Origin of the sequence: Herbaspirillum frisingense GSF30, assembly GCF_000300975.2 — a bacterium.
GTDB classification, from domain to species: Bacteria; Pseudomonadota; Gammaproteobacteria; order Burkholderiales; family Burkholderiaceae_D; genus Herbaspirillum; species Herbaspirillum frisingense.
In genome coordinates this window covers 1-21,831 of the sequence record NZ_AEEC02000056.1, presented here as the reverse complement: position 1 = coordinate 21,831, position 21,831 = coordinate 1, and the positions used below count along the sequence as shown (strand labels likewise).

At 63.9% G+C, this 21,831-nt stretch carries 20 protein-coding genes, 1 tRNA gene and 1 riboswitch; of the genes, 8 read left to right on the top strand and 13 right to left on the bottom strand.

Features of this window, described 5'->3' with window-relative positions:
• Both HFRIS_RS23310 and HFRIS_RS23305 read right to left on the bottom strand, forming a co-directional pair.
• On the bottom strand, positions 1 to 313 hold a 313-nt coding region (locus tag HFRIS_RS23310), incomplete at its 3' end, for an Hpt domain-containing protein (RefSeq protein ID WP_039877127.1).
• Complete coding sequence (locus HFRIS_RS23305) at positions 313 to 1,068, bottom strand: protein phosphatase CheZ (RefSeq protein WP_006465485.1); 756 nt, start codon at positions 1,066 to 1,068, stop codon at positions 313 to 315. The genes HFRIS_RS23305 and HFRIS_RS23310, both read right to left, overlap by 1 nt.
• Before the next feature lie 541 nt (positions 1,069 to 1,609).
• Positions 1,610 to 1,928, top strand: a riboswitch (cobalamin riboswitch).
• An 81-nt stretch (positions 1,929 to 2,009) separates the two neighbouring features.
• Between HFRIS_RS23305 and HFRIS_RS23300 the strand changes: the two genes are divergently transcribed.
• The 4 genes from HFRIS_RS23300 (at position 2,010) to HFRIS_RS23285 (ending at position 6,671) form a co-directional block, all read left to right on the top strand.
• Positions 2,010 to 4,004, top strand: a complete 1,995-nt coding sequence (locus tag HFRIS_RS23300; RefSeq protein ID WP_006465484.1) for a TonB-dependent receptor family protein — start codon at positions 2,010 to 2,012, stop codon at positions 4,002 to 4,004.
• Positions 4,005 to 4,048: 44 nt separating this feature from the next.
• Entirely contained in the window at positions 4,049 to 5,032 is a 984-nt protein-coding gene (locus HFRIS_RS23295; RefSeq protein ID WP_006465483.1) for a FecCD family ABC transporter permease, read from the top strand.
• Positions 5,029 to 5,811 (top strand): ABC transporter ATP-binding protein, encoded by a 783-nt coding sequence (locus HFRIS_RS23290; protein WP_006465482.1) that lies wholly within the window; start codon positions 5,029 to 5,031, stop codon positions 5,809 to 5,811. Before HFRIS_RS23295 ends, HFRIS_RS23290 begins: the two co-directional genes overlap by 4 nt.
• 248 nt (positions 5,812 to 6,059) lie before the next feature.
• Positions 6,060 to 6,671: a porin family protein gene (locus HFRIS_RS23285; protein WP_039877124.1), complete on the top strand. Its 612-nt coding sequence runs from the start codon at positions 6,060 to 6,062 to the stop codon at positions 6,669 to 6,671.
• A gap of 45 nt (positions 6,672 to 6,716) precedes the next feature.
• Here HFRIS_RS23285 and HFRIS_RS23280 read toward each other — a convergent pair whose 3' ends face one another.
• The 4 genes from HFRIS_RS23280 to HFRIS_RS23265 all read right to left on the bottom strand — a co-directional run bounded on the left by HFRIS_RS23280 (position 6,717) and on the right by HFRIS_RS23265 (position 9,635).
• The gene (locus tag HFRIS_RS23280) at positions 6,717 to 7,604 is read right to left on the bottom strand and encodes a cobalamin-binding protein (protein ID WP_006465480.1); all 888 of its coding nucleotides are present in this window, start codon (positions 7,602 to 7,604) and stop codon (positions 6,717 to 6,719) included.
• 3 nt (positions 7,605 to 7,607) lie between these two features.
• A complete protein-coding gene (panC, locus tag HFRIS_RS23275; RefSeq protein ID WP_006465479.1) occupies positions 7,608 to 8,447 on the bottom strand; it encodes a pantoate--beta-alanine ligase in 840 nt (279 codons plus the stop codon).
• A 78-nt stretch (positions 8,448 to 8,525) separates the two neighbouring features.
• The gene (locus HFRIS_RS23270) at positions 8,526 to 9,422 is read right to left on the bottom strand and encodes a segregation and condensation protein A (protein ID WP_006465478.1); all 897 of its coding nucleotides are present in this window, start codon (positions 9,420 to 9,422) and stop codon (positions 8,526 to 8,528) included.
• A 9-nt stretch (positions 9,423 to 9,431) separates the two neighbouring features.
• Positions 9,432 to 9,635, bottom strand: a complete 204-nt coding sequence (locus HFRIS_RS23265) for a DUF3460 family protein (RefSeq protein ID WP_006465475.1) — start codon at positions 9,633 to 9,635, stop codon at positions 9,432 to 9,434.
• A 71-nt stretch (positions 9,636 to 9,706) separates the two neighbouring features.
• Between HFRIS_RS23265 and bamE the strand changes: the two genes are divergently transcribed.
• Positions 9,707 to 10,234, top strand: a complete 528-nt coding sequence (gene bamE, locus HFRIS_RS23260; protein WP_006465473.1) for an outer membrane protein assembly factor BamE domain-containing protein — start codon at positions 9,707 to 9,709, stop codon at positions 10,232 to 10,234.
• Between the two features lie 554 nt (positions 10,235 to 10,788).
• On the opposite strand, the gene HFRIS_RS23255 is transcribed toward bamE, so the two are convergent.
• The 7 genes from HFRIS_RS23255 to metG all read right to left on the bottom strand — a co-directional run bounded on the left by HFRIS_RS23255 (position 10,789) and on the right by metG (position 18,823).
• Positions 10,789 to 11,619, bottom strand: coding sequence for a carbohydrate ABC transporter permease (locus tag HFRIS_RS23255; RefSeq protein WP_006465472.1), 831 nt, complete (start codon positions 11,617 to 11,619; stop codon positions 10,789 to 10,791).
• Positions 11,616 to 12,491: a carbohydrate ABC transporter permease gene (locus HFRIS_RS23250; RefSeq protein ID WP_006465471.1), complete on the bottom strand. Its 876-nt coding sequence runs from the start codon at positions 12,489 to 12,491 to the stop codon at positions 11,616 to 11,618. The genes HFRIS_RS23255 and HFRIS_RS23250 overlap by 4 nt, the downstream gene beginning before the upstream one ends.
• Before the next feature lie 24 nt (positions 12,492 to 12,515).
• Positions 12,516 to 13,808 carry an ABC transporter substrate-binding protein gene (locus HFRIS_RS23245; RefSeq protein ID WP_006465470.1) on the bottom strand — a complete coding sequence of 431 codons (1,293 nt, stop codon included), beginning with the start codon at positions 13,806 to 13,808 and terminating at the stop codon, positions 12,516 to 12,518.
• A 53-nt stretch (positions 13,809 to 13,861) separates the two neighbouring features.
• Complete coding sequence (locus HFRIS_RS23240) at positions 13,862 to 14,902, bottom strand: ABC transporter ATP-binding protein (RefSeq protein WP_006465469.1); 1,041 nt, start codon at positions 14,900 to 14,902, stop codon at positions 13,862 to 13,864.
• A gap of 41 nt (positions 14,903 to 14,943) precedes the next feature.
• Positions 14,944 to 15,927 carry a sugar-binding transcriptional regulator gene (locus HFRIS_RS23235; protein WP_006465468.1) on the bottom strand — a complete coding sequence of 328 codons (984 nt, stop codon included), beginning with the start codon at positions 15,925 to 15,927 and terminating at the stop codon, positions 14,944 to 14,946.
• Between the two features lie 310 nt (positions 15,928 to 16,237).
• Positions 16,238 to 16,717: a GNAT family N-acetyltransferase gene (locus HFRIS_RS23230; protein WP_006465467.1), complete on the bottom strand. Its 480-nt coding sequence runs from the start codon at positions 16,715 to 16,717 to the stop codon at positions 16,238 to 16,240.
• A 42-nt stretch (positions 16,718 to 16,759) separates the two neighbouring features.
• A complete protein-coding gene (metG, locus tag HFRIS_RS23225; RefSeq protein WP_039877121.1) occupies positions 16,760 to 18,823 on the bottom strand; it encodes a methionine--tRNA ligase in 2,064 nt (687 codons plus the stop codon).
• A gap of 218 nt (positions 18,824 to 19,041) precedes the next feature.
• Between metG and apbC the strand changes: the two genes are divergently transcribed.
• The 3 genes from apbC (at position 19,042) to HFRIS_RS23210 (ending at position 21,824) form a co-directional block, all read left to right on the top strand.
• Entirely contained in the window at positions 19,042 to 20,130 is a 1,089-nt protein-coding gene (gene apbC, locus HFRIS_RS23220) for an iron-sulfur cluster carrier protein ApbC (protein WP_006465465.1), read from the top strand.
• A 144-nt stretch (positions 20,131 to 20,274) separates the two neighbouring features.
• Positions 20,275 to 21,675: a glutamate--tRNA ligase gene (gene gltX, locus HFRIS_RS23215; RefSeq protein ID WP_006465464.1), complete on the top strand. Its 1,401-nt coding sequence runs from the start codon at positions 20,275 to 20,277 to the stop codon at positions 21,673 to 21,675.
• A gap of 73 nt (positions 21,676 to 21,748) precedes the next feature.
• Positions 21,749 to 21,824: transfer RNA gene (locus HFRIS_RS23210), tRNA-Ala, on the top strand.
• Positions 21,825 to 21,831: the final 7 nt, after the last annotated feature.

Sequence of the window (21,831 nt, the reverse complement as noted above, 5' to 3'; positions counted from 1 at the left end):
CATTGGACAGTTCGTTCAACTGGTCGGCCACGAAGCCGCTGGCCTGCAGCGCCGCTTCGATCGCCAGCGGCGTCACCGGCGCCTTGCCGGTACGCAGGGCGTCGAACAGGTTTTCGGTCAGGTGGCAGGCCGACACCATGGCCGGCAGGTTCACGAACCCGGCGCCGCCCTTGATGGTGTGGAAGGCGCGGAAGACCGCATTGAGGATTTCAAGGTCATCAGGATGTCGTTCGAGCGTCAGCAGATGCTCTTCCACGTTGGTCGCCAGCTCCAACGCTTCAACGACAAAATCCTTGAGCATTTCGTCATCCATTAGAACCCCAGGCTGTCGAGTAAGTCGTCCACATCGGTCTGGCCCATGGCGGTACCCGGCGAAGCGGGGCCGTTCATCAGGGTAACCGGCTTTTCTGCCTCGATCTGGGCGCGCACTTCAGCCGGCGCATTGTCGCGCAGCAATTGCGCCAGTTCGCGTTCGGCGGTGGCAGTGATGCCCACGATCTTCTTGATCAGTTGGCCGGTGATGTCCTGGAAGTCCTGGGCCATCATGATTTCCAGCATGCGGGCCTTTTCCGCTTCGGTCGATTCGATCACCGAGGTCGAGAACTTCTGCGAGTCGCCCGCCAGTTTCTTGAATTCTTCGATGTTCAGCTGGCCGGCATAGAGCTTGGCCCAGCGGTCGTTGATGTCCTTGGCCTGCTCCTGCAGGCGGTCCTGCGCGGGCATGCCGGAGTCCAGCGCATTGAGCACCTTGTTGGCGGCCTGCTCGGTCAGGGTGGCGATGTGTTCCAGGCGGTTCTGGGCGTCGCCGATCTGCTCGGCCACGTCGGTCAGGGAGCGGTCGTAGCCCAGTTCGCGCATCGAATCATGCAGCAGACGGACGATGCCGCCCAGGCGTTCATACATGGGCTTGTCGCTCTGATCTTCCTGCGCCTGCTGGGCATCGTCGCCCGCGCCGGCTGCCCCACCAGCGGCACCGGCGGCCGCGCCAGCCTCGCCGGCTGTCATGCCCGGTAAGGTCTGTGAGGAAATTTCGTCAAACAATGCTTCCAGATCAACGTCGTCGCTCATGATTACTGATTCTCCCAACAAATGTGGTGCGCTCGGCGGCGCACTGCTATGCAAAGTTGCCCGTAGGCGGATCAAATGCGTCGTTCCGGGAGGCACAGCAACCGTCCCATCCGGGATATCCAATAGATATCGGCAGGCAAGGGCGGAGTCTGAAGGCTCGCAGACCACGACAACGATTCAGGGATGACAGGTGAGGCCAGCGGACCAGACGGTCAGCGGGTCGACGATGCCATGGCGCCGAGTATAGGGCCGGGTACAGCCATCTCATCGGCCAAACAGCGAGTGAAATCCCCCCATTTGTTTCGTTTTTTCGCCCCTTGTGGCAAGCCGGCTCGGGGCGTCTCTCCGAAATAAATTCGTAAAAAATCGAATTTTTTCGATATAAGTTCGAATTCTATCTGGCTTTTTCTTTAAAGCAATACGCATGCCGGGCTTGTGCTGATTTACATCAGGATGGCCTGTGGTCTTTAATTTGGCCGATTTTTGCCTTGTATTTGGCAGGCGCCGGCCTGTAGCGACTTGTGATGCCCGCCTGGCACGCCTACAATGGCGCCGTTTTGGTGCCCGCCGGCGCGTTCTTGCCGGCAGTTAAACGGGAAACACGCACCAGTTCGGTTCGCGGCACGCGGGCGGGGCTGGTCAAGGTGTGCTGCCCCCGCAACGGTAACCAGGCGCCGGCGATACAGTGACACCATGACGAGACGTCACGTGTTGCCGGCAACACCATCCCCCATGCCACTGTGCAGGTTCCGTGTCCGGTTCAATCGGCCAGCGCTGGCCGGCTGACGTACACGGCGCTGCATGGGAAGGCCGATGGTCATGCCTGCAGCCCGGAGACCGGCCAGAACGGGAGGAAACTGCGCGTGGCGATGCCGGTGCGGCTTCCGTTGATTCCGGCCCGCGGGGAAGCAGGCCGGACCACTTCACCGAGTCTCTTTTCCATGCATAACGTCAATTCCCCGGCCAGCCACGGCGGCCAGCGTCCCCTTTTTGCCCTCAGCCTGGGCAGCACCCTGATCCTGTCGGCCCTGGCGCAGACATCCCTGGCCGCGAGCGGCACCCCGGCCACCGACCCGGCGGCGGCACTCGCGCCGGTGGTGGTGTCGGCCTCGCGTTTTCCCAATGACCCGACCTTCCCGCCGGTGGCGGCCACCGTCATCACCGCCGAGCAGATCCGCGAAGCCGGCATCGACAATGCCAATGAAGCCATCCGCAAGCTGGGTGGGGTGTATGGCCGCCAGAGCCTGGCCGGGCCCAAGGACTTCCCGCTGGACCTGCGCGGCTTCGGCACCAATGGCGACCAGAACATGGTGGTGCTGCTGGACGGCGTGCGCATTTCCGAAAACGAACTGAGCACACCGCTGCTGTCCTCCATCCCCATCGAGAACATCGAGCGCATCGAGATCGTGCGTGGCGGCAGCAGCGTGCTGTACGGCAGCGGCGCCACCGGTGGCACCATCCAGATCATCACGCGCCGACCGCAGGCCAACAGCGGCCACGGCACCGTGGTGGGCGAGGTCGGCAGCCAGGGGCTGCGCGGCGGACGGGCACTGGTCTCGCGCGGCTGGGACAACTTCTCCATCGACGCCAGCTATGCCAAGTCGCGCAGCGACAACTGGCGCGACAACGCCCAGTCCAGCCAGGAAAACCTGAGCTCCACCGTGCAGTGGTTCGCCAGCGACTGGCGCTTCGGCCTGCGTGCCACCCTGTCGCGTGCCGATTACGGCCTGCCCGGCAGCCTGACCCAGGCGCAATACCAATCCAATGCCCGCCAGACCAGCAAGCCGCTGGACCGCGGCTCCTACGACAACGACAGCGTGACGGCCTTCCTGGAACGCCGCTTCGGCGCCTTCGATGTCGCCGCCGAGCTGGCCCACCGCGAAAAGATCTCCCGCTCCAGCTATGTCAGCAGCGGGTCAACTACCCAGGTCAATATCCGCGGCACGCAATTCTCGCCGCGCCTGCGTCATGTGATCGATCAGGGGGCGTGGAAGAACGAAGCCATCGCCGGCATCGACCTGGCCGAATGGACGGCCTATAACAACGCCAGCTACGGCAACAGCGATGCCGCCCAGCGCTCCAAGGCACTCTACCTGCGCGACGAAATCGAATTCGCCCGCAACGCCCGCCTGGCCGCCGGCGTACGGCGCGAAGTGTTCAACCAGCAGAGCGATTCCGGCCTGTACGACCGCAACAGCGCCGTCAATGCCTGGGACCTGCAGGCCAGCTATGCGCCGCTGCCGCTGCTGCGCGCCTTTGCCAAGACCGGCCAGAGCTATCGCCTGGCCACGCCGGACGAAAACGGCTACACCGCGCTGCCCACCGGTGCCGTGCTCAAGCCCCAGGTGTCGCACGACCTGGAGCTGGGGGCCACCCTGGGCAAGACCGGGCAGCAGCTGACACTGCGCTGGTTCCGCCACCGTCTGCGTGACGAGCTCTATTACGATCCCACCGCCAATGGCGGCTTCGGTGCCAACAGCAACCTGGCACCCACCCGCCACCAGGGCGTGGAAGTGGAGGGGCGCCTGCAGCTGACCGAAACCCTGGGCGTGAACGCCACGTACCAGCACATCGACGCCCGCTTCGAGGAGGGGGCCAACAGTGGCAATCAACTGGCGCTGGTGCCGGCCAATACCTTCACCACCCGGCTCAACTGGAAGTCCGGCCAGCACAGCGCCGATGTCGGGGCGCGTTGGGTGGACCGCCAGCGCATGGGCAACGATTTCGCCAACACCTGCGCCAAGATGCCTTCCTTCACCACCTTCGACGCCCGCTACGCCCTGCGCGTGAGCGCCTGGGAATTTGCCCTGACCGGAACCAACCTGGCCGACCGCAAGTATTACTCCCAGGCCTATGACTGCAGTGGGGGTTCGGTCTCGGGCATCTACCCGGAAGACGGCCGGGCGGTAAAATTCACGGCCCGCTATGACTTTTGATGCGGACTTCATGAATTTTCCTTCCTGATCCTGGCCTGCCGCCGATGCGACGCTTCCTCCCCGTGCTGTGCACCTTGCTGCTGCTGTCCCTGCTTTCGCTGACGGCAGCGGCCTTGTGCGGCAGCACGGGTTGCCTGCGTCCCTCGGCCTCGGCCGACACGGTCTCGCTGCTGCTGGCCCTGCGCGTGCCGCGCGCGCTCACGGCCTTTGCGGTGGGCGCGGCACTGGCCTTGTCGGGCGCATTGATGCAGGTGCTGTTGCGCAATCCACTGGCTGACCCTTATGTATTGGGCCTCTCCGGTGGTTCGGCGGCGGGTGCATTGCTGGCCATGTTGGCGGCGCTGCATCTGGGCTGGCCGGTGCAGTTGGCGACCGCCCCGGGGGCGCTGCTGGGCGCGGCCGTGGCCATGCTGCTGTTGTTCGGCCTGGTATGCCAGTCGCTGCGGCATCTGGCCATTTCGCCCCTGCTGTCCAGCCAGCGCCTGTTGCTGACCGGGGTGATGCTGGCGGCGGGATTTGGCGCGCTGATTTCGCTGGCCTTGTCGGTGGCCCCTGACGCGCAATTGCGTGGCATGGTGTTCTGGCTGATCGGCGATCTTGACGATGCCCGCTTGCTGCCGGTGACGGCAGCGGTATTGATACTGGCCTTGCTGTGGGCCTTGCGCTACGCACCGGCGTTGAACCTGCTGGCGCGAGGCGATGCCTTTGCCCAGTTGCTGGGCGTACCGGTGCTGCGGCTGCGGGTGATGGTGCTGTGCACGGCAGCGGCCTGTACCGCCATGGCGGTGGCCATGGCCGGCACCATCGGTTTTGTCGGGCTGGTGGTGCCGCATGGCCTGCGCCTGTTGATCGGCAACGACCAGCGACTGTTGTTGCCCGGTGCCATGCTGGGCGGCGGCGCGGCGCTGACCCTGGCCGACCTGCTGGCGCGCACCGTGGTCGCCCCGGTGCAGTTGCCGGTGGGCGTGATCACGGCGCTGATCGGGGTACCTTGCTTCTTGTGGTTGCTGGCGCGGGGGCGTTCATGAGCGCGCCAGCTTCTTTCATACTGCAGGCGCAGCAGGTGTCGTTGCAGGTGGGCTCCCGCATCCTGCTGGAAGGCCTGGACTGGCAGGTGCGACCCGGGGAATTCTGGTGTGTGCTGGGGCGCAACGGCATCGGCAAGAGCACATTGCTGCACGCCGCCGCCGGCTTGCAGCCGACCCATGCCGGGCAGTGGCAACTGCTGGGGCAGCCACTGCAAGGCCTGTCGCCGACGGAGATGGCGCGCCATCGCGGCCTGCTGCTGCAACAGCAGCACGACGCCTTTTCCATGCCGGTGATCGAGGCGGTGCTGGCCGGACGCTTCGTGCATCACGGCGGCTGGCAGGCGACCGCCGAGGATGAGGACCTGTCGCTGGAGGCGCTGGAGCGCGTAGGTCTGTCGTCGCTGACTGCGGCGGACCTGCTGCAGCTCTCCGGTGGCGAGCGCCAGCGTGTCGGACTGGCGACCTTGCTGGCACAGGACCCCGACCTGTATCTGCTGGATGAACCGACCTCGCACCAGGACGTCGCCGCGCAACTGCAGCTCATGACCTTGCTGCGCGACCTCGCCGCAGGGGGCAAGGGCGTGGTGGCAAGCTGCCACGATATCAACCTTGCCAGCCGTTTTGCGACGCATGTGCTGTTGCTGGCCGAAGGGCGGCGCTGGGCAGGGCCTGCACAAGAGACATGCCGGCCTGCGGCGCTGGAGGCAGCCTTTGGCTGCCGCTTCGTGCAGTTTGAGACAGACGGGATGCTGCAGTTCCTGCCCTTGCCGCCCGGCTGAATACCACGTCGCTTGCGCGCTACATCCACGTCACGAAATTCACTTCAATCTCAAGATCTAACGATTTTGATGTCGTGAAACCGCGAGATTTTGGTCGCCATTTTTCTTTGCGCGTTTCCCTGCATTGCCCCACTTCTATCATCGCTGCCGGCTATCGGGTCCACGTACTTCGTGTTTCCGGTAGTCGCGCCCGGCCAATTCATCCAGTCTGCCGGGAAGTTTCTTTCACATCATCACAAGAGGAACAGATGAAGAAAATGCACCTAATGGCCGCCGGCTTGCTGTCGGTCGCCTGTGCCACCGTGGCGGCACAGGCCGTGAAGTCCGGGCCAGGCTTTTATGTCGGTCTAGAAGGCGGCGCAGCGCACTACGATATTGATGTCGAGCATTCGCCAGGCACCATCGAGAAAAACGATGCTGGCATGATTCGTTTTGGGGGCGGGTATCAGTTCACGCCCAATTTCTCTGTCGAGATGGGCTACTTCCGCATCGGCGCAACCAGTTTGGAAAAGACGGACCGCTTCTCGCGAGACAGTGCCAAGGCACGCGTGAGCGGCTTCGATCTGACGGCCGCCTACAAATTCTCCAACGTCCTGCCGGGCGTCTATTTCAAAGGGGGGATCACCCAGGCCAAGTTCACCGAAGATGTTCGCTATGAGTATAGTGGTTTTGGATTTTCCGGCAGCGTCAGCGAGCGGGCGTCCAAGTCGGGGACCGGTTACCTGCTGGGTCTGGGCTATGAACACGATCTCAGCGAGATCGTCAGCATCAACGCTGGCTACACCCGTTATGAAGGTCTGGCCGGCCACTCCAATGCCGATGTGAACTTTTTCGCAGCCGGCCTGAAATACCGCTTCTGAAGATCACTCCCTGGTCCTCGACATCCCTCCTCGCGAGGGATGTTTTTATTGTGCAGGCGCCATTCGGCGCGCCTGCTCCAGCTTCCCGCAGACCTCTTCGGCGGCCTCCAGCACTCTCGGCCCGGCCCGGTTCATCCAGTCCGCATTGATCGTGTAAAGCTGACCGTCGCGCACTGCGCGCAGGCGCGGGAACTGCTTCCAGCGTTCCAGCGGCTGGTCACGAGCGTCACCGGGGGTGAGGATGACCTGGGGATCGGCTGCCAGCACGGCTTCCACGCTGATGGTGGGTGCCAGTTGCGGCAGATCGGCGAAGAGATTGCGACCACCGCACAGGCGCAGCACTGCCGAGGCCATGTGCTGGCCGTTGAGCGTCATCAACGGCTGGCTCCAGATCTGGTAGAACACGCTCACCGGCGCACGGCCCTGGTAGTGCGTGGCCAGTTCTTGCCAACGGGCGCGGAAGCCCGCAGCCGCAGCTTGTGCGGCGGTATCGCTGCCCGCCAGGTGACCCAGCTTTTCCAGAGAGCTTGCCACCATGCCGAAGTCGGCCGGCTGGCTCTCATAGACGGGGATGCCGAAGCTGCGCAGGCGCGCCAGCTGCAGCGGCTTGTTGCCGCTGTGCCAGGCCACGATCAGGTCCGGCTTCAGGCTGAGGATGCGCTCCATGTCGAGCGCGTTGTAGCCGCCCAGAGTAGGCAGGGCGGCCGCTGGCGGGGGATAGTCGCTATGGTTGCTCACGCCAACCAGTCTGGCGCCGGCACCGGCCGCATAAAGCAGTTCGGTCACGTGCGGCGCCAGGCTGACGATGCGTTGTGCAGGTTGCGCCAGGGTCACGCTCTGGCCCAGGTCGTCCTGCACGGTGATTGCCGCATGGGCGGCAGCGCCGGTGAGCAGGGCCAGGACGGCCAGTCCGAATGGCGCGGCCACCCGCACAGGTCAGACTTCGAGGTTGTCGATCAGACGGGTCGCGCCCAGCTTGGCAGCCGACAGCACCACCAGCGGCGTACCCTGTTCCATGTCGGCAGCGGTCGGCGGTTGCAGGTCGATGCGCTTGCGCACGGCCACGTAGTCAGGCAGCCAGCCACGACCGGCCAGGCGTTCCATGGCCAGTTGCTCCACCAGCGCCACATTGTGCTGACCACCGCGCACTTCATTGGCGACGTCGTTCAAGACCTTGTAGAGCAGGGGCGCCTCGGCGCGTTCGGCCGGCGACAGGTAGCCATTGCGCGACGACAGCGCCAGGCCGTCCTCGGCACGATAGGTCTCGGCGCCGACGATCTCGGTGGGCAGGGCGAACTGGCGCGCCATGTTGCGCACGATCATCAGCTGCTGGTAATCCTTCTTCCCGAACACCGCCACGCGTGGCTGCACACAGGAGAACAGCTTCATCACCACCGTCGATACGCCGGTGAAGAAACCCGGGCGGAATTCGCCCTCCAGGATGTTGCCCAGGTCGTTGGGTGGCTGCACGCGGTATTCCTGCGGCTCCGGATACATGTCCTTTTCGGTCGGCGCGAAGAGCACGTAGACGCCTTCCTTCTCCAGCTTTTCGACGTCGGCCTGGAAGGTGCGCGGATACTTGTCGAAGTCCTCGTTGGGGCCGAACTGCAGGCGATTGACGAAGATCGATGCCACCACCGGGTCGCCATGGGTGCGCGCCAGGCGCATCAGCGAGAGGTGGCCCTCGTGCAGGTTGCCCATGGTCGCCACGAAGGCGGTGCGCAACTGGCCGCGCAGGTGGTCACGGAGTTCTTCGATGGAGGAAATGATTTTCATGCGGAGTCTCTGGTTGCGGGTCGGACGGCGCGGCTGCCATGTGCGCGCTGCCCGGGGATGTCAGTGATCCTCGCCAGCCTAGCTGGGCGAGTACGACAGTCTGACATAGATGGGGGCGAAGGCTTCGGCCTGGGTGATTTCGATCAGCGTCTCCTTGGCCAGCTCGAGCAGGGCGATGAAGTTGACCACCACCACCGGCACGCCGCGCGAAGGATCGAACAGGTCCGAGAACTCGACGAAACGCGCCGTCTGTAAGCGGCGCAAGATGCCGGTCATGTGCTCGCGCACCGACAGTTCCTCGCGGCTGATGTGGTGGTGCTGGGTCAGCTTGGCGCGCTTGAGGATATCGGCCCAGACGGCCTTGAGGTCGTCCATGTTGACCTCGGGCCAGCGGGTGACCACGGTCTGCTCGATATGCACCTGGGTGCGTACGTAATCGCGGCCGACTTGCGGTAACTGGTCCAGTTCCTGGGCGGCCAGCTTGATCTGCTCGTACTCCAGCAGGCGGCGCACCAGCTCGGCGCGCGGGTCTTCGGGTTCCTCGCCGGGCTCGGCCTTCTTGGCCGGCAGCAGCATGCGCGACTTGATTTCGATCAGCATGGCCGCCATCAGCAGGTATTCCGCGGCCAGTTCCAGGTTCTGCTTGCGGATCTGTTCGACGTATTCCAGGTACTGGGCAGTGACCTGCGCCAGCGGGATGTCGAGGATGTTGAAGTTCTGCTTGCGGATCAGGTACAGCAGCAGGTCCAGCGGCCCCTGGAAGGCTTCCAGGAACACCTCTAGCGCATCCGGCGGGATGTAGAGGTCATTGGGCAGCTGGAACAGCGGTTCGCCATACAGACGTGCCAATGCCACGCCGTCGATCACATCGGGCGTGCTGTCCTGTCGTCCTGCGGGGGTGATGTCGATGGCGTCGGCGCTGGGTTCCGCGCCGGCCTGGCCGGCGGATTCGGCGCCACCTGCTTGAGCCGTCATGCGAAAAGCTTAGTGGCTCTGATAGACGTAGGGCTGTTGCGCCACGCGCGAGGCCTTCTCACGGGCGGACTTGTCCAGGTCCAGCGGTTCCTTGTCCCACAGCAGGGCGCGGCCGGCGCGCTGCGATTCTTCCAGCTTCGGGTTCTTCGTCTTCAGTTCGTCGATGAACTGGGTGATCTCAGATACGTAGGTGGTCTTTTTTCCGAAGAGCATGATATTTTCAGGCCAAATGTTACACAGAGGCCGTATTTTACCTTGTCTTCATCAGGGATAATCAAATACCTATGCGTGAACCCTTATTCATACGCCTGCGTCGCCATGCCGGCAAATTCGGTGCTTTTCTTGCTGCTTTGGCAATGTTTGGCTGCGACCGCAACGGCAATCCCATCCAGGAGTTCGGTTTGGACAAGCTGCAGAAGGGCATTTCCAGCGAGGCCGACGTGCGCGGCGTCATGGGCCAGCCCGATACCATCTGGGACGATGGCAACGGCGCCCGGACGCTGGAATATCCCAAGGGGCCGGAAGGCATCCGCACCTGGATGTTCGCCATCGGCGCCTCCGGCACGCTGGTCGATTACACCCAGGTCTTGACCCAGGAACATTTCGACACCATCCGCCCGGGCATGAGCGCCGAGCAGATCCGCCGCCAGTTCGGCCGCCCGCGCAGCGTGGTGCAGTTTGCCCGCAAGAATGAGGAAGTGTGGGACTGGAAATACCACTACGTCCACGAGGATCGCCTCTTCAACGTCCATTTCGACATGACCACCCGGAAGGTGGTGCGGATGTCGATTTCGGAGATATCGGGCCATTGACCGGCAAGCCGTCGTCGTTGTCTCTCTTCACGGGCCTCCGGCGTGGTCCTCAAAGGACGTCATTGGCCTGATGCCGCTGCACGTCCAGCCGTCAACAGAAGAATTCCGGAAAGGCCGGCTCTCGCATTTCTTCGGATATTCCTGTTTCCCTTCGGCTTGATATCTCAGTGGGCGCTTACCCCACGCTATAGTCGCGCGCTATCCAGTCATTATCCTTAACAGAATTGCGCCCGACGCGCGCGTGAGGAGTGCCCATGTCATCACCGATTTGTCGAACGACCGCCCGATTGTCGAGTTTGGTGCTGGCCGGTTGTCTTGCCACTGCCTGCTCGACAACAGATATAGACCTCCACAAACTCGGCTCGGGCTTCTCCGGATTCGCACAATACAGTGCTCGCGATCGCTGCGACGGCAAGATCGGCTATGAGGACTACCGCGACTGCACCCGCAGTATCGACACACAGTACGACACGTGGCGCTCGCAACAAAAGGCCCCCGGGGACGTCGAGTGGTTCGGGAAGCCTCCGCGACGCCCCTGACTTCACCTGCTGTCGTCAGCGTATCCCCGCCCGCATGAACGACTGCACGAACTGCCGCTGGAACAGCAGGAAGGCCAGCAGCAGCGGTGCCGAGGTCATCAGCGTGGCGGCGGTGATGATGGACCAGTCCACCCCCTGGTCCGTCGACGAAAACACCTGCAGGCCCACCGTCAGCGGCCGCGACTGCACCGAGTTGGTCACGATCAGCGGCCACAGGAAGTTGTTCCAGTGCGTGCTCACCGATACCAGCCCGAAGGCGATGTAGATCGGCCGCGCCAGCGGTACATAGACCTGCATCAGGATCTGCCAGGCCGAGGCTCCTTCCACGGTGGCGGCTTCATCCAGTTCGCGGGGCACCGTCTTGAAGGTCTGGCGCATGAGGAAGATGCCGAAGGCCGAGGCGAAGTAGGGCAGGCCGATGGAGAGGATGGTGTCGCGCAGCCCCAGCAGGTTCATGGTCTGGTAGTTCTCCACGATGAGGATGTCGGGCATCACCATCAATTGCAGCAGTACCAGCATGAACATCACATTACTGCCACGGAAAGTGAAGCGCGCGAAGGCATAGGCGGCCAGCGTGGCCAGTACTACCTGGGCTGCCAGGATCATCGTGACCAGCAGGAAGGTATTGAGGAAGTAGCGCAGGAACGGCGCTGATTGCCAGGCATTGACGAAGTTCTGCAAGGTCAGCGGCGCATCCGGCACGAAGCGGGTGGCGTAGGCAGCCGGGTGGAAGGCGGTCCACAGCGCATACAGCAGCGGCAACAGCCACAGCAGCGCCAGCACCCAGGCGGACAGGGTTTCCAGCACGCGGTGGTGCTGGCCGAAGGGGGAGCCGGGTGCGTTCATTGGTAGTGGGTCCTGCGGTCGAGAATGCGGAATTTCACCAGCGCGATGAGGCCCAGCAAGGCCAGTAACACCACCGTCAGGGCCGCCGCGTAAGACGAATCCCAGAAGGCGAAGCCGACTTCGAAGATGTAGTACAGCAGCAGCGAACTGGCGTTGTCGGGGCCGCCGCGGGTCATGACCACGATGTGATCCACCAGGCGGAAGGCATTGATCAGCGCATTGATCAGCACGAACAGGGTGGTCGGCATCAGCAGCGGGAATTGCACCCGCCAGAAGTATTGCCAGCGCGATGCCCCCTCCAGCGCCGCCGCCTCGGCCAGCACCGGCGAAATCTGTTGCAGCGCGGCCAGGTAGAAGATCATGAAGAAGCCTGCTTCCTTCCAGATCGCCACCACCATCAGCGCAGCCAGCACGCTATGCGGATTGCCCAGCCAGTTGTGCGAGGGCAGGCCGAGTGCGCCGGTGATCTGCTCCAGCAGGCCGTACTGCGGCGTGTAGAAGAACAGCCAGATATTGGCCACGGCGATCATCGGCAACACCGTGGGGGTGAAATAGGCCAGGCGCAGCACGCCGCGCCCGACCAGTTTCTCGTTGACCCACAGCGCCATCAGGATGGCCAGGGCGATCGCCACCGGGATGGTGCCCAGGGCGAACCAGAGGTTGTTGCACAAGGCCTGCCAGAACACCGGATCCTCGACCATGAGCCGGTAGTTGTCCAGGCCGACGAAGACCGACGGCCTTGCTCCCTTGGGCGTGGAAAAGAAGCTGTGCCAAAGGGTCGCCAGCGCCGGATAGTGCGTGAAGGCGATCAGTAGCACCATCGCCGGCGACAGCAGCAGCCAGGGCAGCACGGAGGAGGGCAGGCGTTTCATCGGCAGGCCTTGTGCAGGCGGCGCTCAGCGACCGTAGGCGCGCAGGATGCGCTCGGCTTCGCGCTGGGCGTCCTTCAGGGCCGCGTCCGGGGTCTTGGTGCCGGACAGCGCGGCCTGCAGGTTGTCGTTCAGGGCCTTGGTCACGCGCTGGTTGTCATGGGTGGAGAGTTCGGCCACGCCATATTTCATCTGTTCGCGGGCGACATCGGCGGCCGGGACGTCCTGCAGGTATTTCTTCATTTCCGGCGTATCCCAGGCGTCCTGGCGCGGTGCCACGTAGCCGGTCGCGATCGACCACTGGGCTGCGCGCGCCGGTTCGGTGGCGAAGCGGATGAACTTCATCGCCGCCTGCTGCTCGGCCGGGGAGGTCTTGTTGAAGACATAGAAGTTGCCGCCACCGGTGGGGCTGCCCGGATGCTTGATGCCCGGCAGCATGGCCACGCCGAAGGGGAAGCTGGCGTTGGTGCGGATATTGGTCAGGTTGCCGGTGGTGGTCCAGACCATGGCGGCCTTCTGTTCCAGGAAGTCCTTGGGCGTGGTGCCCCACTCGATGGCGCCGGCCGGCATCACCTTGTCGCGCGCGGCCAGGTCGACCCAGTGCTGCAGGGCCTGCACCGCGCCGGGCTTGTCGAAATAGGTCTTGGTGCCGGCACTGTTCATGAGAAGGGTGTCGTTGGAGGCCGTCATGGCCTGGAACATCCAGTAGCCGAAACCGGTGGAAGGAATCTTCACACCCCACTGGCTGACGTTACCGGCGGCGTCGCGCTTGGTCAGCTTCTTGGCGGCGTCCACCATCTCATTCCAGGTGGCGGGCGCCTTCTCGGGGTTCAGGCCGGCTTCCTTGAACAGGGTCTTGTTGTAGTACATCACGATGGTCGAGCGCTGGAAGGGAATGCCCCAGGTCTTGCCTTCGGTCTGGCTGTTTTCCATGAAGCCCTTGTAGAAGCCGTCGATCCACTTCTTGTCTTCGCCGCTGTTGGCCAGGCTGTCGATGGGAACGATGGCGTTTTCGTCGATCAGGGTGAAGAGGTCGGTGGAGAGCAGCACGGCCAGGGTCGGCGGGGTGCCGCCCTTGAAGGCGGTCAGCGCCTTGACGATGCTTTCCTGGTAGGTGCCGGCATAGATGGCCTTGACCTTGATGTCGGGGTTGGCCTTTTCGAAGTCGGCCACCATGCTGTCGATGGTCTTGGTCACTGCGCCGCCGACGGCGACCGGGTAATAGAAACTGATCTCGACCGGGTTGGCGGCCAGCACCGGCGCGCTGAAAGCGGCGCTGACGGCCAGTGCGGCCAGGGACTTGAGGAAGGTTCTACGCATGATGCATCTCCATGAGGTGGAAGGTTGGCTTGCTGCGGAAATCGGTCGTTGGTTCAGGGGCGGCGTCGGCCGCTGTCGCCTTCGAAGAAGGTCTGGTCACGTTCATCCCAGGCCAGGTGCACGGTCTCGCCAATGGCCAGCCGGTGCTGGCCGGGGGCGCGCACCAGCAGGGCGGCCGCGCCGATGCGCGCGCCCACGATGGTGTCGGCACCGAAATACTCGACCGTCTCCACCTGTGCCGGTACGCCCTGGTCGGCCAGGCGGATGTGCTCGGGACGCAGACCCAGCTGCAGCGGCAGCTGGCCGGCGGCGGGGATGAGCACCGTGCTGCCGCTGATGGCCATGCCCTGGGGATGCGGCGCCAGCGCCAGCAGATTCATCGGCGGCGTGCCGATGAAGCGGGCGGCGAAGGCGGTCGCGGGCTGGGCATACAGCTCGGCCGGCGGCGCGTCCTGTTCGATGTGGCCTTCGCGCAGCAGGATCACCTGGTCGGCCATGCTCATGGCTTCGGTCTGGTCGTGGGTGACGTAGATCATGGTCATCTGCAGTTGCTGCTGCAGGGAGCGGATTTCGCGCCGCATTTCCTGGCGTAACTGGGCGTCGAGGTTGGACAGTGGCTCGTCCATCAGGCAGACCGGGGCATCGGCGATGATGGCCCGCCCCAGTGCCACGCGCTGTTGCTGGCCGCCGGACAGCTGTGCCGGGCGGCGTTCCAGCAGGTGGCTCAGGCCGAGCAGGTCGGCCACGCGCTGCAGGCGCGCCGCATGGTTGCTGCGCGGCTCCTTGCGCACGCGCACGCCGAACAGGATGTTGTCGCGCACCGTCAGGTGCGGGAACAGCGCATAGGATTGGAATACCATGGAAATCTTGCGCTGCGCCGGTGCCAGTTGCGTCACATCCTGGCCGTCGATATGAATGCTGCCGCTGCTGGGTTTGTCCAGCCCGGCGATCAGGCGCAGGGTGGTGGACTTGCCGCAACCGGACGGCCCCAGCAGGACCGTGAAGTCGCCCGACTTCACCTCGAAATCGATGTCCTTGACTGCCTGGGCCTGGCCCCAGTGTTTGCCGACGCCGCGCAGGGAAATCGCTGCCATGTGCTGTTCCTCGTGATGGACTCAGGATGCGGGCCGGGCGATCAGGCCGCCGCCGCGCCGCTGCGGATCTGCTCGACCAGCAGGCGTGCGCTGGTTTCGTCGATGATCAGCTCGTTGATGAAGCCGCCCCGCAGTGCCGCCTTCAGGCCGGGCAGCTTACCGGTGCCGGAGACCACGCATAGCGCATGGGCGGCGCGGGCGAAGCAGTCCATGTCCGGCCCGCTGTTGCGGCCATTGAAGGCGACGTCGCGCCAGCTGCCGTCGGCGCGGAAGAAGACCGTGGCGATGTCACCCACCAGACCGTCTTCACGCAGGATGCGGCGCTCGTCCGCGCCCAGGTAGCCGGCGGTGTGGATGTAGCTGCCGGTGGCTTCGGCACCGATGGAAAAGAGCAGGATGGAGGCGCGTTCCTGCAGGTCGCGGATGGCCTTGATGCTCTTTTCGCGCCACAGCGCGCTGCGCGTCTCGGGATAGTCGAAGAAGGCCGGTACCGGCAGGTGATGGGCGCGCGCGCCGTAGTTCTGGGCAAAGCGGGAGACGATGGATTCGCTGAAGCTGTTGATGAAGCTGGCGCCGCTGCCGGAGCCATTGAGCGCCACCACATCCACATCATGCACATGGCGCGGCAGCAACTGGTCGGCGATCTGCGCCACCGTGGTGCCCCAGGCCAGGCCGATGACGGTGCCCGGCGTCACCAGCGAATTGACATAGGCGGCGGCATGGCAGGTCACGCGCTGCAGGGTCTCCTTCTCGGTGGCGGCGGCGGCCACCGGTACCACCTGGATGGAGCGCAGGCGGTAGTGGTGGGCGAGGGCGGCTTCCAGGCTGCCGGAGACCTGCTGCGGGTCGTGCACGCGGATTTCCACCAGGCCCCGGTCCAGCGCATAGGACAGCAGGCGCGAGACGGTCGCGCGCGAGGTGCCGATCTCGTCGGCAATGGCCGCCGTGGTCATGTTCTGGAAATAGTAGAGGCGCGCCACGCGCACCGCCATGTAGGCGGTTTCCTGTCGATCCGCTTGGGCCATTGTTCTTTTCTGAAGAGCGAAAATGCGAAAAAGTGAAGAAACGGACCATGCGCCCGACCCGCCCCCGGCAGGCCAGGCGGGACGGCCGCCTGACAACGTTTTCACGATGGTAGCGAGCGATTGTTACGGCTTGATGAACATCTGTTCCGGGCTGGGTTTGGTGGCGTGGAAGCAGGGGAAGGGGGGGCGACGGAGGGAGGGATGAGGGAAGGGGCAGTGCAAAAGAAAAGCGACGCACCAGGGCGTCGCTTGTTCGGGAGGAGAGGGCGGAAGTGCTTCGATGAGGCCCGGGTGAGGCCCTGGTGAGGCTTTAGTGCCGCATCACCCGGCGCATCACGATCGGCGCTGCCTCGTGCGGATTGGCGCGGGTGTACTCCAGTTCCGGTGCGATCTCGAAACCGAAGGCCGCATACAGGTCCACCAGTTGCGCCTGGTCGGTACGCACCGCCAGGCGCAGCTCGCGCACGTCGGCCGACTGGGCGCGGTGGATCAGGGCTTCCATCAGATGCTGTGACAGGCGCTCGCCACGGAAGGCCGGGGCGATGCCCATGCGGCGGATTTCCCAGACGTCGCTCTCGGTATCGAGCGGCAGCCAGCGCACCGAACCGGCCGGCGTTTCGCCGCGCAGCAGGATGAAGGCGCCGCCGTGCTGCAGGTCTTCCACCACATGGTCGGCCGCCTCGCGGTGGCCGGAGGAGGTGGGCGCCACCTTGTTGGCCCAGCTATGCCGGGTCAGGTCGGCGATCAGGGTGGCGTCTTCCGATGTGGCTTCACGTATCAGGAAATCCATAGGCTGTCTCCTCCAGTGCAGGCGATCCGGTGCGATTGATGCTCAGCGCACCCGCATGCCTGGCTCGGCGCCCGGCCACGGGTTGAGCACGTAGATGCCCGGCTTGGCTTTTTCATCCTTGGCCGAGGCCGCCAGCACCATGCCTTCGGAAATGCCGAACTTCATCTTGCGCGGCGCCAGGTTGGCCACCATCACGGTCAGCTTGCCGACCAGTTCTTCCGGCTTGTAGGCCGAGGCGATGCCGGAGAAGACATTGCGGGTGCGGCCTTCGCCGGCATCCAGGGTCAGGCGCAGCAGCTTGGTGGAGCCTTCCACGGCTTCGCAGTTGACGATCCTGGCGATGCGCAGATCGATCTTGGCGAAGTCGTCGATGGAGATTTCCGGGGCCAGTTCTTCGATGGCGCTCTCTTCGACTGCAGGCGCTGCCGCAGGGGCTTCCGGCGCCTCGAACAGGGCATCGAGCATCTTGGGATCGACGCGCTGCATCAGGTGCGAGTAGGCATTGATGACGTGGCCATCCGCCAGCGGCGTGGTCACGTCGCTCCACTGGAAGGGCTGCACCTTGAAGAAGGCTTCCACCTGGGCGGCCAGCTGCGGCAGCACCGGCTTGAGGTAGATGGTCAGGATGCGGAAGGCTTCCAGCAGGCGGCTGCAGACTTCGTGCAGTTGCGCGTCCTTGCTGCTGTCCTTGGCCAGCTCCCAGGGCTTGTTGGCGTCCACATAGGCGTTGATGGCGTCGGCCTGTTCCATCACCAGGCGCAGGGCCTTGCCGTATTCGCGCTGTTCGTAGAGGCTGCGGATTTCGTCGGCCACGCCGCGCAGCTTGCCCAGGAAGGCGTCGTCGGCGGTCGCCCATTGCGTGGAGACGCGACCTTCGAAGCGCTTGGCGATGAAGCCTGCAGCACGGCTGGCGATGTTGACGTACTTGCCGATCAGGTCGGCATTGACGCGGGCGACGAAGTCATCCGGGTTGAAATCCACGTCCTCGACCTTGGCGTTCAGCTTGGCGGCGATGTAGTAGCGCAGCCATTCCGGGTTCATGCCGATGTCGAGGTAGCGCAGCGGCGAGATGCCGGTGCCGCGCGACTTCGACATCTTCTCGCCGCTGACCGTGATGAAGCCGTGCGCGAAGACGTTGTTGGGCGTCTTGCGGCCGGCGAACTTGAGCATGGCGGGCCAGAACAGGGTGTGGAAGTAGGTGATGTCCTTGCCGATGAAGTGGTATTGCTCGGTCTTGTCATCGGCCATGAAGGCGTCGAAATCACGGCCGGTCTTGACGAAGTAGTTCTTCAGCGAGGCCAGGTAGCCGATGGGCGCATCCAGCCAGACGTAGAAATACTTGCCCGGTGCATCGGGAATCTCGATGCCGAAGTAGGGCGCGTCGCGGCTGATGTCCCAGTCGCCCAGGCCGCCTTCGCCGTCCAGCCACTCGCGGGCCTTGTTGGCCACTTCCGGTTGCAGACGGTTGCTGTCGAGCGCCCATTCGCGCAGGAATTCCACACATTTCGGGTCGGACAGCCTGAAGAAGAAGTGTTCCGAGGACTTCATCACCGGCGTGGCGCCGGACAGCGTCGAGTACGGGTTCTTCAGGTCGGTCGGTGCATAGACGGCGCTGCAGTTCTCGCAGGAGTCGCCGTACTGGTCCTTAGTGCCGCACTTGGGGCATTCGCCCTTGATGTAGCGGTCCGGCAGGAACATGTTCTTGACCGGGTCATAGAACTGGTCGATGGTCTTGGTCGAGATCAACTGGGCTTGGTCGCGCAGGGCGCGGTAGATCTCCTGCGACAGCTCGTGGTTCTCCGGGCTATCGGTGGAGCTCCAGTTGTCGAAGGCGATGTGGAAGCCGTCCAGATACTGCTTGCGACCGGCAGCGATGTTGGCCACGAACTGCTGCGGCGTGATGCCGGCCTTCTCGGCGGCGATCATGATGGGCGCGCCGTGGGCATCGTCGGCGCCCACGAAGTGCACCTCATTGCCCTGCATTCGCTGGAACCGGACCCAGATGTCGGCCTGGATGTATTCCATGATGTGGCCGATGTGGAAAGCGCCGTTGGCGTAGGGGAGTGCGGTCGTGACGAAGAGTTGGCGAGGTGCTGAAGTGCTCATTGGCGATACGGACGATGCAAGAGGGTTGATTGAGGCAGCCGGAAACTGCCATGAAAGAGGGGCATTCTATCAGCCAGCGGCCCTTGGGCGCAGTAGTTGCTCCATTGCAATGGCTTGGGCTTGCCTGGGGGCGATGGTGCGGCCCCCGGTTTGATCCCGCGCCGGGGCGGCTCGGGCCCGATTGGTTTAGACTTGCGGGTTCTGAGCAAGGAGAAACAATGAGCATTACCGTGGAAGAGATCAAGGCGGCCCTGTTGCAGGTGATCGACCCCAATACCGGCCGTGACCTGATCCGGGGCAAGGAAGCCCGCAACATCCGCGTCGAGGGCGGCCGCGTGCTGCTGGACGTGGAACTGGGTTACCCGGCGGCCAGCCAGGTCGCACCGATGCGCCAGCGGGTCGAAGAGGCGCTGGGCAAGCTGCCCGGTGTGACCGGCGTGGAAGCCAACGTCTATTTCAAGATCGTGGCCCATGCGGTGCAGCGCGGCATCAAGCTCAAGAGCAACGTCAAGAACATCATTGCGGTGGCTTCCGGCAAGGGCGGCGTGGGCAAGTCCACCACCGCCGTGAACCTGGCGCTGGCGCTGTCGGCCGAGGGCGCGCGCGTAGGCATCCTGGATGCCGATATCTACGGCCCCTCCCAGCCCATGATGATGGGCATCTCCGGCCAGCCCGAAACCAAGGACGGCAAGACCATGGAGCCGCTGGAAAACCACGGCCTGCAGGTCTCCTCCATCGGTTTCATGATCGATCCGGACGAACCCATGGTCTGGCGCGGCCCCATCGTCACCCAGGCGCTGCAGCAACTGCTGGACCAGACCAACTGGCGCGACCTGGATTACCTGATCGTGGACATGCCCCCCGGCACCGGCGACGTGCAGCTGACGCTGTCGCAGAAGGTGCCGGTCACCGGCGCCGTGATCGTGACCACACCCCAGGACATCGCCTTGCTGGATGCGCGCAAGGGCTTGCGCATGTTCGAGAAGGTCGGCATCCCCATCCTGGGCATCGTGGAAAACATGAGCATGCACGTCTGCTCCAACTGCGGCCATGCCGAGCCCATCTTTGGCGTGGGTGGCGGCGAGAAGATGTGCGCCGACTTCGGCGTGGACTTCCTGGGCGCCTTGCCGCTGACCATGGAAATCCGCCAGCAGACCGACTCCGGCACCCCCACCGTGGTGGCCGATCCGCAGGGCAAGGTGGCCGAGATCTACAAGGCCATCGCCCGCAAGGTGGCCGTGAAGGTGGCAGAGAAGGCGCGCGACATGTCCAGCAAGTTCCCCAGCATCGTGGTGCAGAACGACTGAGCGTTGCCGGTTGAGCCTCCCGGGCGGGCCGCCGGCATGGCGTGCCCGCCTGCAAAGGCGTTAAAATGACGCCTTTCCGATTCCATCCCTGACCGTTATACGGCTTTGGCGTGCCAAGGCCGTTTTGGTTTTTCATTTCCGATCATGACTGCCACTCAAGTACGTACCCGTTTCGCTCCCAGTCCCACCGGCTATCTGCACCTGGGCGGTGCCCGCACGGCGCTGTTCTCCTGGGCCTATGCCCGTCGCTTCGGCGGCACCTTCGTGTTGCGCATCGAGGATACCGACGTCGAGCGTTCCACCCCGGAAGCGGTGCAGGCCATCATCGAGGGCATGCAATGGCTGGGCCTGGAGCATGACGAAGGTCCGTTCTACCAGATGAAGCGCATGGATCGCTATCGCGAAGTGATCGGCCAGATGCTGGCACAGGGCACGGCCTACCACTGCTATTGCACTCCTGAGGAAGTGGAAGCCATGCGCGAACGCCAGCGCGCCGCCGGCGAAAAGCCTCGTTATGACGGCACCTGGCGCCCGGAGCCGGGCAAGACCCTGCCGGCCATCCCCGCAGAGCGCAAGCCGGTGGTGCGCTTCAGGAACCCGCAGGACGGCGAGGTCAGCTGGAACGACGTGGTCAAGGGCCCCATCACCATCTCCAACCGCGAGCTGGACGACCTGGTGATCGCCCGCCCGGATGGCACCCCGACCTACAACTTCTGCGTCGTGGTGGATGACTGGGACATGAAGATCACCCACGTCATCCGTGGCGACGACCATGTGAACAACACGCCGCGCCAGATCAACATCCTCAAGGCCCTGGGTGGCACGCTGCCGGAATACGGCCATGTCCCCATGATCCTGGGCGCCGATGGTGAGAAGCTGTCCAAGCGCCACGGCGCGGTCAGCGTGATGGACTACCCGGCCCAGGGCTACCTGCCGGAAGCCATGCTGAACTACCTGGCCCGCCTGGGCTGGAGCCACGGTGACGACGAGATTTTCTCGATGCAGCAGTTCTGCGAATGGTTCGACCTGGACCACCTGACCAAGGCCCCGGCGCAATTCAACCCGGAAAAGCTGAACTGGCTCAACAACCATTACATCAAGCTGGCCGACAACACCCGCCTGGCCAGCCTGGTGCGCCCGCTGCTGGAAGCGCAGGGCGCCGTCTTCGAAGGCGCCCCGGACCTGGCGGCCGTGATCGGCTTGCTGAAGGATCGCGCCAATACGGTCAACGAAATCGCCGCTGCGGCCCTGATGTTCTACCGCCAGCCGGCCCCCGACGCAGCGCTGGTGGCCCAGCACATCACCGATGCCATCAAGCCGGCCCTGGCCGACTTCGCCCAGCGCGTGGCCACGGTGGAGTGGACCAAGGAAGCCATCGCCCCGATGATCAAGGAAGTCCTGGCCGCCCACGGCATCAAGATGCCGCAGCTGGCCATGCCCTTGCGCCTGATCGTGGCCGGTCAATTGCAGACCCCGGCCATTGACGCCGTGCTGCAATTGTTCGGTCGTGAGGCTGTTCAGGCACGTTTGGCGGCATATGTTTGAGAAAAGGAAATAATTCTTCAAAAAGATGTTGTCTTTTGAAAATAGGTATTGCATAATCTCGCTTCTTCGCAACGGGGGTATAGCTCAGCTGGGAGAGCGCTTGCATGGCATGCAAGAGGTCAGCGGTTCGATCCCGCTTACCTCCACCAGCGACCC